Source organism: Flavobacterium cutihirudinis (assembly GCF_003385895.1).
Classification (GTDB): Bacteria; Bacteroidota; Bacteroidia; order Flavobacteriales; family Flavobacteriaceae; genus Flavobacterium; species Flavobacterium cutihirudinis.
In genome coordinates, this window is record NZ_QRDQ01000011.1 from 81,450 (window position 1) to 98,069 (window position 16,620).

The following is a 16,620-nucleotide window of genomic DNA, read 5'->3' on the forward strand; positions in this document are numbered from 1 at the left end:
TAGTTTTTTGTGTAAAAAAAATCCGTCTGAAATACTATCAAACGGATTTATTATCTTTTATATTGCATTTATTTTTTAATGAATGCAACTATCTTATTGATCATTGTTTCTGAAATGGGAAGGCTTTCATTATTATAACTTTGAAAATTTGCCTGTTTATCTCCTTCAATGATTTTCATAATATGATTCATTTTATCGATGATTTCTAAAGTTGCATTTTTGTTTGCTTTTGCTAAATTCTCAGCATCTGCAACTGTAACCTGTAAATCATTATTTCCCTGAACAATCAAAATTGGGACTGTCAATTTTTTAATTTCGGTTTGTGGATTGTATTTAAACCACGAAATTAAATAAGGCTGAATACTTGCTCTGAAAAGCGAATTAAGCAACGGATCAACCTTATTGACTTTATTACCACTTTTTAAACTGTCGATAATTGGAAAAGTCATTTCTTCGACTTGCTTATTTCCTTTGGATGAAATTTGTGATTTTAATAATTGGTCTGCAGATTCTCCTGCGCCGGCAATTGAAATGAACTTATTTGCTTTTGCTCCGGCAATCATTCCAATTAATGCTCCTTCGCTATGACCAATAACCGTCAATTGTGTAAAGCGTTTGTCTTGTTTTATGAAGTTAATCCAGCTTTTGACATCTTCGATGTAATTTTCAAAAACCAAACTCGATTCTTCAACAGCAGCGGCTTTGCTTTCGCCAATTCCTCTTTTGTCAAAACGTAGTGATGCAATACCATTTTTTGCTAAAGCTTCTGCCAGCATTTTCATGGAATTGTTTTTCATCATCGGGTTGTTTCCGTTTCTGTCCGTTGGACCTGAGCCCGAAATTAACAAGGCAACCGGGCATTTTTTTGTATTATCAGGAACGGTGAGCGTGCCAAAAAGCTGTACAGTATTTATTTTTAAAGTAACGTTGGTTTCTTTAAAAGTATCCGGTGCATTTTGAGCTTTTAAAAAGGAAAAGAATAGAAGACTCAAATAAATAATTGCATTTCTCATTTCTAAATGACTATTTAATGTTTAGTCCAAAAGGCATCATTGCCTGAACACCTTGTTGTTTCTGAAATCTTTTTACCTGCTCAATTAGCATATAGTTTTCTTCGCCAATTTCTTCTTTTATAAAAGCTTCTTTAGATTGTGCAAAAGGCATTTTTGATAAAAGATCACCAAAAGTTTTCTCATATTCTGGATAATTTTGTGTGCGGTAGTCTTTTATTTTTGCAATTTTAGCAGCTTCAGCGATAGCGTCGTTAAGACCTCCGATTTCATCTACAAGTCCAATTTTTATTGCCTCAGAACCTGACCAAACTCTTCCTTGCGCAATTGCATCAACTTGCGCAAATGTCATTTTTCTTCCTTGCGCGACATGTGTTACAAAAGTGTTGTAAATATGTTCAACGCCTTCTAAAGTAAAAGCTTTGAATTTTTCATCGACTGGAACAAACGGACTATAATTCGCAGAGTTATCGTGTGTTTTTACCTGTTCTGTATTAATTCCTAATTTATTTGCCAAAGGACTAAAGTTTGGTAATATTCCGAAAACACCGATAGAACCTGTAATCGTATTCTTTTCAGCAAAAATTTTATTCGCGTTGCAAGCAATATAATAACCGCCTGAAGCAGCGTAATTACCCATAGAAACAATTACCGGTTTTACTTTTTTCGTTACTTCAATTTCTCTCCAGATTAAATCAGAAGTTAAAGCGCTTCCGCCCGGACTGTCAATTCTTAGTACAATTGCCTTTACATCTTCATCCTTTCTAGCTTCCTGAAGTGAACGTCTTATAGAACCTTCGCCAATAACGGTAACATCTCCTTCGCCACTTTCAATTTCGCCTTGAGCATAAATAACTGCAATTTCATTATCTGCAGTATTGGTCAGGGCAGTAGTGATATTATTTTGAGTATAATCTAAAATCGAAATTTTATTGTAGTCATCATCACCGGTTACTTTCAGTGCTTTTTTAATAGCATTGTGGTAAACATCTTCGTAAGCTACAATATCAACTAAGCCATTGTTTTTTGCCATTTCGGGAGTTCTGGCCAATAAACCATTCGCAATTTCATTTAATTTAGGAAGCGGAATATTTCGGCTTTTTGAAATATCAGTCGAAACTGTTGTCCAGATGGAGTTCAGTAAAGCTGTAATTTGTTCTCTGTTGGCATCGCTCATTTTATTTTCTAAAAATGGCTCAACAGCACTTTTGTATTTTCCGTGTCGAATCACTTCCATATGAAGTCCCGACTTATCTTGAAAATCTTTGAAAAACATTACTTCAGATGAAAGCCCTTTAAAATCAAGATCTCCGGCTGGATTCAAATAAATCGTATTGGCAACAGAATTAAGATAATATTCTTTTTGGGAATAAGTATTGGCGTAGGCCCAAACAAATTTCCCTGATTTTTTGAAGCTTTCAAGAGCATTTCGGACGTCTTTATATTGTGCCAGTCCAAGCGAAGATTCATCGTTTAAGATTGAAATTCCTTTAATATTATCATCCGTTTTAGCTGCTTCGATTGCATTGATAACATCGCTAAGACCTACTCCTTTTTGTTCAGAAAAAACAGTAACCCAAGGATCTTTATATTTTCCGGCATAATCATTTTTGATTTCTTTTAAGTTCAGTTCAATAACCGAATCTTTTTTGACAGAAACCGTATCATCGCCTCCAAAAATGGCTCCAAGTAGGATTATTCCAAAAAAAGACAGCATAATAAATACAAAAATACCAATTACTGTGGCGATTACATTTCCTAAAAATTTCATATAATTTTTTTTTTAATAAGTAGCAGTGACAGCTAATATGTTACACTTTTTAACACTTAATTTTAGAATTGAATCTTCGTGTCGTTTCACAAATATATTGGTTAATTCTAAAATAGTTTTAGTTAATTTGCATTAATTATGAAGTCACAGCATCAAGTCGTTTTATCTATAGGAAGCAATCAGGGAAACAGATTGGAAAATATCGAAAGTTGTATTGCTTTAATACATCAAGAGGTAGGGACCGTAATCAGGGTTTCCAGACTATATGAAACTCCCGCCTGGGGATTTGAAAGTGATGCTTTTTATAATTGTGCCTTGCTTTTGCACAGTACTTCATCAGCACAAAAAATACTGAATCAGGTTTTAAAAGTAGAAAAACAGTTAGGAAGAATAAGGTCGAACGCAGAAGGTTATCAATCCCGAATTATTGACGTTGATGTGATTGCTTTTGATGAAGAAATTATTGATTCGGAAAAACTTCAGGTTCCGCATCCATTAATGCAAAACAGAAAATTTGTTTTATTGCCATTCGAAGATTTAAAGCTAAATTGGAAACATCCTGTTCTTCAGAAATCTATTTCAGAATTAATCGCAGTTTCTCCAGACGATAGTGTTTGTACAGTTGTTCAGAAGTTGAAAAGTCCTTTGCAGGAGATTCCGCTTGAAAGATTCAATTATATAGCTTTTGAAGGAAATATAGGAGCTGGAAAAACGACTTTAGTTCATAAAATTGCACAAGATTTTAATGCTAAAACAGTTTTGGAAGGATTTGCGGATAATCCGTTTTTGCCTAAATTTTATAAAGATCAAAGCCGTTATGCATTTCCTCTCGAAATGTCTTTTTTGGCAGATCGTTACCAGCAATTAGCAGATGATTTAAAACAATTTGATTTGTTTAAGGACTTTATTGTAGCGGATTATCATATTTTTAAATCATTGATTTTTTCCAAAATAACATTGGGAGAAGATGAATATCGTTTATATCGAAATTTGTTCGATATTATTTATAAAGAAATGCCAAAGCCTGATTTGTATATTTATTTATATCAAAATACAGAAAGATTACTTCAAAACATCAAGAAACGTGGACGTAGTTACGAGCAAAATATAGAAGCCAGTTATTTGGATAAAATCAATACAGGTTATTTGGATTATATTAAATCACAAACCGATTTGAATGTTTTGATTATAGATGTTTCTGATCGTGATTTTGTAAAAAGACACGAAGATTATCTGTTTATATTGAATGAAATTCAGAAGAAATTGAATTAGATAATTAGAAAATGAGTCAATTAGATAATTGAGCTCATTTTTATGAATGTTCTAATTTTCTAATTGCCACATTACCTCATTAATTTATCTTTTCAATGTAAAGTGACCTCTTAAAACAGGTTGCGTGTCATCAACTTTTAAGGCGTACCAATAATCTGAAGCGGGTAGCGGAGATTTATTGAAAGTACCATCCCAACTCATTTTTGAAGCGCTTAACTGGGCTACTAATTTTCCGTATCGGTCAAAAATAGTTACTTCAGCTTGCGGATAATTTTCCATTCCGCTTACTTCCCAAACATCATTAAAAGTATCATTATTTGGAGTAAAAAATGCAGGGAAAACCAGAACTACAAAGTTAAATTGTGCTAATGTATCGCAACCGTCTTTATCTTTTACTGTTGCCGTATGTAATCCGGCAGGCACATTATAAAATATATTTGAATTTTGAAAATCTTCCCCATTATCATCAACAGAATATTCAAAATAATCCTGTTCATTTTTGAGATAAATAATTACTCTGGTTCCTTCAACATTTATGCGGTCAATTTGTGGAATTTCATGTTCTTCGACTTTAATCGTTTTTACACTTGAACAGAAATTTTCTAATGGATTTGATACTTTAACCGTATAGGTCCCGCCTACAGTTACGTCGATCGTTTGTGTTTTTTGGCCATTTGACCATTCATAATCCATTCCGGAAATTCCTGCGTCTAAAGTAAGAGTCTGAAATTTACACAAGGTTAACTTTTCATCGACAACAGCCGGAGGAGTATAAATTATGATTTCGACAGGAGTTCGTTGCGTATTAGGACACTCTCCATTTGAAGCTTCTGCATAATATGTAGTATTTGTAGAAATTATTGGAGTTGTAAAAGTCGATCCTTCAAAAACGCTTTGATTGCTTGTAGCAGTCGTGTACCATTTTATAATACCAATATTTGAAGTTGCTTTGATGGTTACAGCGCCTGGTCCACAATTTGTGTATTGAGCCTTTTCGGCAACTGGCGTTGTTGGAGTTTGATTTACAGTTGCAGTAACTGGCTTTCGATTTGATTCACATCCTGCGTCAACATAATAAGTTGTTGTGGCGGTTAATGGCAGTGGTGTTGTAAAAGTATTTCCGCTAGCTAATAAATTTCCGCCAACGGCTGCGTCATACCAACCAATGTTTGTTCCGCTTGTTGTGGTTGCATTAAAAGTGAAAATTCCAGAATCGCAAACAGGATTAGGGTTTGCAGATGGTGTTGCAACAGGAATTGTAATTTTTGTACTGGCAGCAATTTGTAAAGGAGCTTCGCCAGGCATTCCGCCATATTCAACAATGTATCCTTTTGGCTGATAATCTCCAGATGTTGCTCCTGTATTTGATAAATCATTCCATGATCCTTTAATTCCAACATTTGTGGTAATATGAGCATAATCCTCATCTCCTTGATTATTTGGTTCGCCGGTATTCCAAAAAGTATAACTCATAACAGTTCCTGCTTCTGGTCCTGTTACCCATTTCCAGACGCCTTCTGTCTCGGCATCGCTTCCTCCAATCCAGCCCGCACCTGTAGCTTGTTTTCCAGATAAGACAGCTTCTTCAGCTGTTAAAAGGGTAGCTAAATATCCTTGTAAACCATAATATGAACTGTTTTCAGCAGCCACTTTTGCATCAGACCAAGTTATTCCAATGCTTGGTTGGAATAAGTAAAAATGACCTGTTGAGGGCAAATAGTTTGCTTGTCCTATCGTAATAGAAAATGTCCTTGATCCGGAAGCTGCTCCAGACAAATTACTAAAAACAACATCTTTAACGGCCGAAATTAAATCAGTATAAGGAACTTTGGCACCTGCTGTTGGGCTTGTTAAAGTCAATTTTCCTGTTGGAGGCTCCCATTTTGCAACAATACCGGGATGTAAAGACATGTTTAATAATTCCAAATTATCGAACCCATTTGAATATCCGGATGATATTTGAATGTATAGTGCTTCAGTTCCTGTTTCGGCTATATCATGCTCGATATTAAAAGTTTCTACAATTTTTATAGATCCACTACAATATATTTGGTCTCCTGTAGCTGTTACTTTTGGAGCGGCAGTTGCCGGAGCTGCAGTGCAGTCGTTTGAGTATGTTACTGAGAGGTCTTTTGCCGTGGGCCAATTGTTATTAGAAAATATTTCGTTATCTACAGTTATACAACTAAGACTTGAATTGGATTTAAAGTCTATACCAAAAAGTTTTGAATTATTACCATTTTTTAAATTCAAAGAAGTGAGTTGGTTTTTACCGCAGAAAAAATTGGATAGATTAGGATTTTTAGTAGCATCTAAAGTAGTTATGCTGTTGTTTTCACAGCTTAATACTATAAGATTTGAATTTTTAGAAATATCTAATGAAGATAAATGGTTGCCTGGAAGCATAAGATTTTCAAGGACAATATTTTTAGAAATATCAATATTTGATAAATTATTGTTACCAGAGCCTAGGTTTTTTAGTAAAATATTTTTTGAAACATCCAGATTTGTTAATTGATTATTGTCTATAGAAAGATTTTCAAGGGCAATATTTTTAGAAATATCAATTGTTGTTAGTTGATTAGAAACACAACCCAGATTAATCAATTTTGTGTTTTGCGAAACATCTAATGTGCTTAATTTATTTTCGGGACATAGTAAGCTGGTAAGAAAAATATTTGTGCTAACATCTAAATTGGTTAATTGATTATTTCCGCAAGTTAGATCTACTAATTTGGGCGCTTTAGAAACATCTAGATTTAATATTGGATTATTGCTACAGCTTAAATTTTGTATTTTGCTGTTGTTAGAAATATCTAATGATGATAATTGATTATTGTAACAAGTAATATTTGATAAATTTAAGCTTTTGGAAATGTCTAAACTTGTTAATTTGTTGTCGTTACAATAGAAAGTGGTTAAAGATGTGTTTTTTGAAATATCGACACTAGTAAAAATATTATTATCTAAATATAAAGTAAGTAAATTAATGTTTTTTGAAAGATCAAGACTGGATAATTTATTATAACTGCAAACTAAAGTTTGTAAAGATGTATTCTTAGAGAGGTCTAGATTGGAAATATTGTTTGTTATAGTAGGATTCGTGTCGAATCGACCAAGGTTTAACATTTCTAATTTTACGAAAGCTTCAATTCCTGTTAAATCTGAGATCTCTTTAGCCCGTAAATCTAATGATTTTACATTACTTGCATTTGCTGTTAAAACTCTACCGTCAATAGCGCCGCTGTCAATATTTAAATCAATTAAAGCCTGCTCGAAGTTTCGATCAGGAATTGAAGTATAAGTTTGAGCAAATCCAAAATAATTGGACAGCAAAAGAAAGAGTAAAAAAGAAATTTTCAGGGAACCATTATTTTTCATTTCATAAAAGTATCAATTTTATGATAATAAAAAAATATATTTCAATTTCTAACATTTATGGCTAAAAAGTGCTGTTAAATAACATTTTAGCTTTGGTGTATTTTTTTAAGAAGTGGCCGGCCATTTCAATTTCTTAAACAAATCCCAAACAACAATTCCTGCACTGACAGCGATGTTAAGTGAGTGTTTTGTTCCTAATTGCGGAATTTCAATACAACCATCGCAAATTGCAACAGCTTCTTGCGCCACACCAAAAACTTCATTTCCAAAAACCAATGCATATTTCTGATTGTTTTCTACCTTAAAATCCTGAAGAAAAACAGCACTTTCTACTTGTTCAATCGCAAGTGTTTTGATGTTGTCTTTTTTAAGTTTTTCGATTACTTCCAATACATTTTCATGATGTTCCCAAGCAACAGTTTCAGTGGCTCCGAGTGCTGTTTTGTGAATTTCCTTATTTGGAGGTGTAGCTGTAATGCCACAAAGTATTATTTTTTCGATTAAAAAAGCATCAGCAGTCCTGAAAACAGAACCTATATTATGCAAACTACGAATATCATCCAATACTAATATTAAAGGAGTCTTGTCAGATTTTTTAAAGTCTTCAATAGATTTGCGATCAAGTTCGCTGTTTTCAAGTTTTCTCATTTGTGTTGCATTGAGGTAATAAAAAAAGCTTCCAAAGATAAGGAAGCTTTTTCGAATATTTAATGTTTTTTCAGATTAGCTTTTTACTGGATCTGGTAAAACAGTACCTTTAATAGTAAGTACTTTTGTTGGCTGTCCTTCAGCATTAGAAGTAACAGTTACGGTTTTTGTAAATGCACCAACTCTGTCAGTAGCATATTTTACACCAATAATACCTTTAGCACCTGGAGCGATTGGCTCTTTTGGTGTTGTTGGTACAGTACAACCACAAGATCCCTGAGTGTTTGTAATGATTAACGGTTTAGTTCCGTTGTTTACAAAAACGAATTCTCTTTTACCATCAGCATTATGAGCGATAGTTCCGTAATCGATAGTTTCAGTTTCAAAAGCCATTCCAGCTCCTTCTACTTTAGCAACTTTTGCTGCTTTAGTTTTTGTACTTTGTGCTTGAGAAGCTGTAATACCAGCTACAGCTAACATAGCGAATAAAATTATTTTCTTCATTTTAAGGTCTTTTTAATGATAAACAAAGCTATGTAAAAAACTTAAATGTCCGCTTAAAAATTTCTTAAAATATTTTAATTTTTCAAGCCTTCGATATTCCTTCAAAATATTATAAATTCGCTGTCATTAATTTTCATTTAAAAATACAATAAATTGGCAGCAAAAGATAAAGTAGTAAAGGAAACTCCCTTAATGAAACAGTACAACGAGATCAAGAGAAAATATCCTGATGCCTGTTTGCTTTTCAGAGTTGGGGATTTCTATGAAACCTTTGGGGAAGATGCCATAAGAGCTTCTAAAATCCTTGGAATAACATTGACAAAAAGAGGCGCGGGCTCTGATACCGAAACGGCGTTGGCTGGTTTTCCGCATCACTCTGTTAATACTTATTTGCCAAAATTGGTTAAAGCCGGACTTCGTGTAGCGATTTGTGATCAGCTTGAAGATCCGAAAATGACAAAAACTATTGTAAAACGTGGTGTTACTGAGTTGGTAACTCCAGGTGTTTCTTTAAATGATGAGGTTTTACAATCTAAATCAAATAACTTTTTAGCTTCGGTGTATTTTGCAAACAAAAATATTGGAGTTTCTTTTTTAGATGTTTCGACAGGAGAGTTTTTAACAGCTCAGGGAAATGCTGAATATATTGATAAGCTCTTGCAGAATTTTAGTCCGAGTGAGGTTCTTGTTCCTAAGAATAATAAAGGTGATTTTAAAACTGCTTTTGGTGAAGATTTTCATAGTTTCTATTTGGAAGATTGGATTTACAAAGAAGATTATGCCTTAGAAACGCTTACAAAACATTTTCAAACTGTTTCTTTAAAAGGATTTGGTGTTGAGGAACTGAAAGAAGGAATTATTGCTTCTGGAGCGATTCTGTATTATTTGTCAGAAACACAACACAATCGCGTACAACATATCACAGCAATTCAGCGTATAGCAGAAGATGCTTATGTTTGGATGGATCGTTTTACAATTAGAAATCTGGAATTGTACCATAGTTATAATCCAAATGCTGTTACACTTTTAGATGTTATTGATAGAACGCTTTCGCCAATGGGAGGGCGTTTGTTAAAGCGTTGGTTGGCACTTCCTTTAAAAGATAGTAATAAAATAAAAGGACGTCACGATGTGGTGTCTTATCTGAAATCTAATGCTGAAGTACTTCAGAATATTCAATATCAAATCAAGCAAATTTCAGATTTAGAACGTTTGATTTCGAAAATCGCGACAGGGAAAGTTTCGCCTCGCGAGATTGTTTATTTAAAAGAGTCTTTGGATGCAATTATTCCGATAAAAACATTGGCTTTGCAAAGTCCGCAGGAAGCTGTTAAAGTTATAGGTGATAGTTTACATGCTTGTGATTTACTAAGAGAAAAAATTAAAATCACTCTAAATCAGGATGCGCCTGTTGCGATTTCGAAAGGAAATGCAATTGCAAAAGGTATTAGTGAAGAGTTGGACGAATTACGCGCGATTTCTACTTCTGGAAAAGAATATTTAGAGGCTATCGAAAGCAGAGAGTCCGAGCGAACCGGAATTTCTTCTTTAAAGATTTCGTTCAATAATGTTTTTGGTTATTATATAGAAGTAAGAAACACGCATAAGGATAAAGTTCCTGCAGAATGGATTCGTAAACAAACGCTCGTAAATGCTGAGCGTTATATTACTGAAGAATTGAAGGAGTACGAAACTAAAATTTTAGGAGCAGAAGAACGTATTTATAAAATCGAAACCGATCTTTTTGAGCAATTGGTTGCCTGGATTGCAACTTACATTAAACCGGTTCAGATGAATGCTAATCTGGTAGCGCAATTAGATTGTTTGTGTTCGTTTACGCAATTAGCAATTGAGAATAAATATGTTTGTCCTGAAATTGATGAAACATTTGAATTGGATATCAAAAACGGAAGACATCCTGTTATCGAAAAACAATTACCGGTTGGAACTCCTTATATTGCAAATGATGTTTTCCTTGATAGGGAAACTCAACAAATTATTATGATTACAGGTCCTAATATGTCTGGTAAGTCGGCAATTTTAAGACAAACTGCTTTAATAGTTCTTTTGGCTCAAATGGGAAGCTTTGTTCCGGCTGATAGTGTTAGAATGGGAATTGTAGACAAGATTTTTACAAGAGTAGGAGCTTCGGATAATATTTCGATGGGAGAATCTACTTTTATGGTTGAAATGAATGAAACGGCTTCTATTTTGAATAATATTTCAGATAGAAGTTTGGTTTTGCTGGATGAAATTGGTAGAGGAACCAGTACGTATGATGGTATTTCGATTGCGTGGGCAATTGCTGAATTCCTGCATGAACACCCGGGAAGAGCGAAAACACTTTTTGCTACCCACTATCATGAATTAAATGAAATGACAGAATCTTTGCTAAGAATTCAGAATTTTAATGTAGCGGTCAAAGAACTTAAAGATACTGTTTTGTTTGTTAGAAAATTGGTAAAAGGAGGAAGTGCGCATAGTTTTGGAATTCATGTTGCAAAAATGGCCGGAATGCCTCAGCTTGTAATTTCTAAAGCGCAAAAACTTTTGAAAAAACTGGAAAAGAATCATTCAAGTGACGCTTTAAACGGAATAAAATCGGCTAATGACGAAATGCAAATGAGTTTCTTTAACTTGGATGATCCTTTATTGGAAGAAATAAAAGAAGAAATTCTAACGCTGGATATAAATGCGATTACTCCGGTTGAAGCATTGATGAAATTGAATGAGATCAAAAGAATGTTGGTGAAGAAATAAATTTTTAGATTTTTAAAAGTTTAAAGTTTAGGTTATCAGAATGTTATAAAATAAGTAGATTTTTTTTCTAAAAATGCTTGTATAATTGAATAAATGTCCTAAATTTGCACTCGCAATACGGAACAAATCAGGTGTTGCGGTTCTTAAAAAGATCTGAAATGCGAAAATAGCTCAGTTGGTAGAGCGCGACCTTGCCAAGGTCGAGGTCGCGGGTTCGAGCCCCGTTTTTCGCTCAAAACCATATAATGCTCGGATGGTGAAATTGGTAGACACGCTGGACTTAAAATCCAGTGAACAGCAATGTTCGTGCGGGTTCAAGTCCCGCTCTGAGTACTAAAGCCTCTTCTTTTGAAGAGGCTTTTTTTATGGCATAAACTCAATAATAAAATCAATTTGTGAGGTAAATTGATTTTAAAGAATCTAAGAATCTAAGAGCCTAAGGCTAAAATCAACAATCTAAAATCAGAATATGGGTGCTTTCGTTATTAGTAGGCGATTTAATGATGAGTATAAATTTACGTTCACTTCGAGAAAAGGGAAGGTGATTTTTACGAGTTTGAGTTATGAACTTCGATTTGAATGTGAAGAGGATATTCAAAGGTTTAAGGTGAATATAGATCTTTCTAAGTTTTTAAAGTTTAAAGGATCGGGAGGGAAGTATTTCTTTAAATTGATGTTGGGTGATGTTCATTTTGCAACAAGTCGAAAATACACAACAGAATTGCTTTTGCAGAAAGGAATTAAAGAAATTGTGACATATGCATCCAAATCGGAGATTTTGGATTTCTCTTCAAATGAGGCGATTTTTGAAGATGAAGAAGTTGTTGAGGATGAAATAGAAATGGAGTAAATGAAATTCCAAATATTTTAAAATTTCAAATTCCAATAAAGAATCTACTCTAGAGAATAATATAAAAGTCTTTCAATAATGTAAAATTCCAAATTCCATTAATGCACAACGTGTTTTTGGGATTTGGAATTTTATTTTATTGGAATTTGCTGAATTTTAAGCATAAAAAAACCATCACGATGGATGGTTTTAAAATCTTTAGAATTTAGGTTCTAATTATTTTTTTACTTCTTTAGCAGCTTCTTCTACTTTAGCAGCAGCAGAATCAACTTTTGCAGCAGCAGAGTCAACAGTTGTAGCAGCAGAATCAACTACAGCAGCAGCAGAATCAACAGCAACAGCAGTAGAATCTACAGCAGTTTCAGCTGCAGCGTCAGCTTTTTTACAAGATACAACAGTTAAAACAGCAACAACAGCTAAACTTAAAAATACTTTTTTCATCTTACTTTATTATAAAAGGTTAATTATTAATTCGTGGCAAAGATATAAATTTTTTAATATGTAAAATATTTTTTCACTTTTTTTTTAAAATATTTTCCTCGCTCACGATTATCTTATTTATCAAATAATATGCCAAATTAGTAAAAATAAATTATATTATTGTATTTAAGGTCTAAATTATTTTTTACTGATGATTCTATTGTTGTTTTGGCTCTTTTAATCTTGTTTCTTGTGGTTTATTTTGTTTTTTATGGAATATGCTGAGTAGTCAAATACGAAGAAAAAGCACTTTTATGAACGTATTTATCTCCAAAAAGTTTTGACAAATTAGAAAATTGCTATAAAAGAGGTTTGTAGACCACTTTTATAATGGTTTCTGTAGCACCTTTATTGTCCTGAATAAAGGCTTTACAAATTTCGCTTTTTTCATTATAGAAAGAATTGTTTGATAAAAGTAAGTCTAAAGCCTCTTTTAGTTGATCGTAATTAGAGATAACGGAACATCCTTTTAATTTTACAAGCGAAACCGCTTCTGCAAAATTAGAGTAATTTGGTCCTATTAGAATAGGCATTCCGAAAGTAGCGGGTTCCAGAATATTGTGTATTCCAGGGTTTCCAAATCCTCCGCCTACATAAGCAATAGTTCCGTAGCTGTAAATTTTGGTTAATAAACCAACGGTATCTACTATGAGAACATCATAATTGGACAAGTCTTTATTTGTTTTCTCAGAAAATAAAACTGTCGATTTTGTGATTTGTGATTGAAGTTCTAAAATCTGATTCGGCTTGATATTATGCGGTGCAATTATGAATTTTAAGTTTTCTGGTGCCTGATTAATATATTCCGCGAGGATAGCTTCGTCTTTTGGCCATGAACTTCCAATGACTATAACTGGTTTGTTGTTTTTAAAGTTTTCTACAAAATCCAATGAATTATCACGTTCTAAAATAGAATTCACACGATCAAATCTTGTGTCGCCGGAAACTACTACATTGTTAAATCCGAGGCTTTCTACTTTTTGTTTAGATTTTTCGTTTTGGACAAAGAAGTAAGTAAAGGCTTTTAGAGCTTTTCTGTAGAATCCGCCATACCATTTAAAAAACATTTGATTGTCTCTGAAAATTCCGGAAATTAAATAAGTAGGGACTTTATTTGTTTCTAATTCCTTTAAATAATTTAACCAAAATTCATATTTGATAAAGAATGCAAGTTCGGGATGAACTAATTTGATGAATTTTTTCGCATTCGATTTTGTGTCTAACGGTAGGTAAATAGTGATGTCTGCAACTGTGTTATTTTTACGCACTTCGTATCCAGATGGCGAAAAAAAGGTTACAATGATCTTGTGTGATGGATACTTTTCTTTGATTTTTTCTATAACTGGAAGACCTTGCTCGTATTCACCAAGTGAGGCCGAGTGAAACCAAATTGTTTTATCTTCTGGTTGTATTTTTTCTTCTAAAATTGAAAACACGTTTTTTCGGCCTTCAACAAAAAGCTTAATTTTCGGACTAAATAGCGCAACAATTTTCAGAAAAAACCCTGCAATAGAAATAACTAAATTGTATAGAAAAAGCATCTGTTTGTTTTTGTGGCTAAATTACATTTCTTTCGATTATTTTCATTGGTTTGAAGCTATTAATAACTATTTTTGTTGCTCCTTTTAAAGATTATGTTTAAAAATCAGGTCTTTATTTTAAATGTTATTCAAAATGAAAAAAATTCAAATGGTTGACTTAAAGAGTCAATATGAAAAAATAAAATCTACAGTTGACGCTTCAATTCAGGAAGTTTTAGATACAAATACTTACATAAATGGACCATTGGTTCATCAGTTTCAGAAAAACCTTGAAGATTATTTAGGCGCTAAACACGTAATTCCTTGTGCAAACGGAACAGATGCTTTGCAGATTGCCATGATGGGATTGGGGCTTCAGCCTGGTGACGAAGTTATTACTGCCGATTTTACTTTTGCAGCAACCGTTGAGGTTATTGCTTTGTTGCAATTAACGCCGGTTTTGGTTGATGTTGATATGGTAAATATGAACATTGATATTGAAGCAATTAAAAAAGCAATCACTCCAAAAACAAAAGCAATTGTTCCGGTACATTTATTTGGACGCGCTGCAAGTATGGATGCGATTATGGAAATTGCTGCCGAACATAATTTATATGTAATTGAAGATAATGCTCAGGCAATTGGAGCTGATTATATTTCTAAATCGGGTACAAAAACTAAGGTTGGAGTAATTGGTCATGTTGCGGCAACTTCATTTTTCCCATCTAAAAACTTAGGTTGTTATGGAGACGGTGGTGCGATTTTTACAAATGATGATAAATTAGCACACATTATCCGCGGAATCGTAAATCACGGAATGTATGAGCGTTACCATCATGATGTTGTTGGTGTAAATTCACGTTTAGACAGTATTCAGGCTGGTGTTTTAAATGCAAAACTACCTTTATTAGATGAATATAATAAAGCGCGTCGTTTGGCAGCAACAAAATATAATAGCGCTTTCGCTGGAAATGCACACATTATTACACCAGATTTTGATGCAAACGAAAATGATCACGTTTTTCATCAATATGTTTTGAGAATTATTGATGCTGATAGAAATGCTTTAATGCAGCACTTATTGGATAAAGGAATTCCATGTGCAATTTATTATCCAATTCCATTGCATTCTCAAAAAGCATATTTAGATCCTCGTTATAAAGAAGAGCAGTTTCCGGTTACGAATCAATTAGTTCAGGAAGTCATTGCTTTGCCAATGCACACAGAACTTGATGATGAGCAGATTAAATTTATTACCGATTCTGTTTTAGAATTTTTAAATAAGTAAAATAAATTAAACCAAATAAACAACAGCACAAAACAACCCAAAAAATGAAAGTATTAGTAACAGGAGGATTAGGATTTATTGGTTCCCACACCGTAGTTGAATTGCAAAATGAAGGCTTCGAAGTTGTGATAATTGATAATCTTTCAAACTCTTCAGAAGATGTTTTAAAAGGAATTACAGCCATAACAGGAAAAACACCTTTATTCGAAAAATTAGATTTAAGAGAAAAAGCAGCAGTTAGCGATTTCTTTAAAAAACATAATGATGTTACAGGAGTAATTCATTTTGCGGCATCAAAAGCTGTAGGAGAAAGTGTTGAGCAGCCTTTATTGTATTATGAAAACAATATTAGCAGTTTAGTATATCTTTTGCAGGAATTGCAACAAAAACCAGAAGCAAGTTTTATTTTTAGTTCATCTTGTACGGTTTACGGTCAAGCCGAAAAAATGCCAATTACAGAAGATGCTCCAATACAAACTGCGATGTCTCCTTATGGAAACACGAAGCAAATAGGAGAAGAGATTATTACAGATACTGCTAAAGTAACCAGTATTAATGCTATTTTATTACGTTATTTTAATCCGGTTGGGGCACATGCTTCAAATGAAATTGGAGAATTGCCATTAGGAGTTCCGCAAAACTTGGTTCCTTTTATTACACAAACAGGAGTAGGTTTACGTAAGGAATTGTCTGTATTCGGAAACGATTATCCAACACCAGACGGAACAGCAGTTCGTGATTATATTCACGTCGTAGATTTAGCAAAAGCACACGTTATTGCATTGCAACGTTTATTCAACAAAAAGAATTTAGCGAAAGTTGAAACTTTCAACTTAGGAACTGGAAAAGGAAGTTCAGTTCTTGAAGTGATTAATAGTTTTGAAAAAGTAAGTGATAAAAAACTACCATATGTGATTAAGCCACGTCGTGAAGGTGATATTACTGAAGCTTACGCTAATACAGATAAAGCAAATAATGTTTTAGGCTGGAAAGCTGAATTAAGTCTTGACGAAGCAATGGCGAGTGCATGGAAATGGGAACAAAAAGTGAGGAGTAAATAATTCTTCATATTTAAAATTATAAGATTTTAAAATCCCAAATTATAGTTATATAGTTTGGGATTTTTTTTTAGATGA

At 33.4% G+C, this 16,620-nt stretch carries 12 protein-coding genes and 2 tRNA genes; 7 read left to right on the forward strand and 7 right to left on the reverse strand.

The features are described 5' to 3' along the window. Positions 1-68 precede the first annotated feature (68 nt). Together BD847_RS16865 and sppA are read right to left on the reverse strand one after the other, a co-directional pair. The gene (locus tag BD847_RS16865) at positions 69-1,013 is read right to left on the reverse strand and encodes an alpha/beta hydrolase (protein WP_115889452.1); all 945 of its coding nucleotides are present in this window, start codon (positions 1,011-1,013) and stop codon (positions 69-71) included. A gap of 10 nt (positions 1,014-1,023) precedes the next feature. Continuing rightward, positions 1,024-2,781 (reverse strand): signal peptide peptidase SppA, encoded by a 1,758-nt coding sequence (sppA, locus tag BD847_RS16870; protein WP_115889453.1) that lies wholly within the window; start codon positions 2,779-2,781, stop codon positions 1,024-1,026. 138 nt (positions 2,782-2,919) lie between these two features. Here sppA and folK point away from each other — a divergent pair, with 138 nt between their 5' ends. Further along, positions 2,920-4,053 carry a 2-amino-4-hydroxy-6-hydroxymethyldihydropteridine diphosphokinase gene (gene folK, locus BD847_RS16875; protein WP_115889454.1) on the forward strand — a complete coding sequence of 378 codons (1,134 nt, stop codon included), beginning with the start codon at positions 2,920-2,922 and terminating at the stop codon, positions 4,051-4,053. Positions 4,054-4,137: 84 nt separating this feature from the next. Here folK and BD847_RS16880 read toward each other — a convergent pair whose 3' ends face one another. The 3 genes from BD847_RS16880 to BD847_RS16890 form a co-directional block, all read right to left on the reverse strand. Then, the gene (locus tag BD847_RS16880; RefSeq protein ID WP_244201629.1) at positions 4,138-7,434 is read right to left on the reverse strand and encodes an Ig-like domain-containing protein; all 3,297 of its coding nucleotides are present in this window, start codon (positions 7,432-7,434) and stop codon (positions 4,138-4,140) included. A 105-nt stretch (positions 7,435-7,539) separates the two neighbouring features. After that, positions 7,540-8,082 carry an RNA methyltransferase gene (locus BD847_RS16885; RefSeq protein ID WP_115889455.1) on the reverse strand — a complete coding sequence of 181 codons (543 nt, stop codon included), beginning with the start codon at positions 8,080-8,082 and terminating at the stop codon, positions 7,540-7,542. 75 nt (positions 8,083-8,157) lie between these two features. Beyond that, on the reverse strand, positions 8,158-8,586 hold the full coding sequence (locus tag BD847_RS16890) for a DUF1573 domain-containing protein (protein ID WP_115889456.1): 429 nt from the start codon (positions 8,584-8,586) through the stop codon (positions 8,158-8,160). A gap of 153 nt (positions 8,587-8,739) precedes the next feature. Here BD847_RS16890 and mutS point away from each other — a divergent pair, with 153 nt between their 5' ends. The 4 genes from mutS to BD847_RS16910 all read left to right on the forward strand — a co-directional run bounded on the left by mutS (position 8,740) and on the right by BD847_RS16910 (position 12,196). Further along, entirely contained in the window at positions 8,740-11,346 is a 2,607-nt protein-coding gene (gene mutS, locus BD847_RS16895; RefSeq protein ID WP_167443878.1) for a DNA mismatch repair protein MutS, read from the forward strand. Positions 11,347-11,506: 160 nt separating this feature from the next. After that, a tRNA-Gly gene (locus tag BD847_RS16900) sits at positions 11,507-11,579 on the forward strand. Positions 11,580-11,593: 14 nt separating this feature from the next. Beyond that, positions 11,594-11,679 (forward strand) — tRNA-Leu (locus BD847_RS16905). A 136-nt stretch (positions 11,680-11,815) separates the two neighbouring features. Then, on the forward strand, positions 11,816-12,196 hold the full coding sequence (locus tag BD847_RS16910; RefSeq protein ID WP_115889457.1) for a DUF1508 domain-containing protein: 381 nt from the start codon (positions 11,816-11,818) through the stop codon (positions 12,194-12,196). Between the two features lie 216 nt (positions 12,197-12,412). Here BD847_RS16910 and BD847_RS16915 read toward each other — a convergent pair whose 3' ends face one another. Together BD847_RS16915 and BD847_RS16920 are read right to left on the reverse strand one after the other, a co-directional pair. Continuing rightward, the gene (locus BD847_RS16915; protein ID WP_115889458.1) at positions 12,413-12,637 is read right to left on the reverse strand and encodes a PG1828 family lipoprotein; all 225 of its coding nucleotides are present in this window, start codon (positions 12,635-12,637) and stop codon (positions 12,413-12,415) included. Between the two features lie 338 nt (positions 12,638-12,975). Next, positions 12,976-14,217, reverse strand: coding sequence for a 3-deoxy-D-manno-octulosonic acid transferase (locus tag BD847_RS16920; RefSeq protein WP_115889459.1), 1,242 nt, complete (start codon positions 14,215-14,217; stop codon positions 12,976-12,978). A gap of 133 nt (positions 14,218-14,350) precedes the next feature. Between BD847_RS16920 and BD847_RS16925 the strand changes: the two genes are divergently transcribed. After that, positions 14,351-15,484: a DegT/DnrJ/EryC1/StrS family aminotransferase gene (locus tag BD847_RS16925; RefSeq protein ID WP_115889666.1), complete on the forward strand. Its 1,134-nt coding sequence runs from the start codon at positions 14,351-14,353 to the stop codon at positions 15,482-15,484. 44 nt (positions 15,485-15,528) lie between these two features. Further along, positions 15,529-16,545: a UDP-glucose 4-epimerase GalE gene (gene galE / locus BD847_RS16930; protein ID WP_115889460.1), complete on the forward strand. Its 1,017-nt coding sequence runs from the start codon at positions 15,529-15,531 to the stop codon at positions 16,543-16,545. The last annotated feature ends 75 nt before the right edge of the window (positions 16,546-16,620 follow it).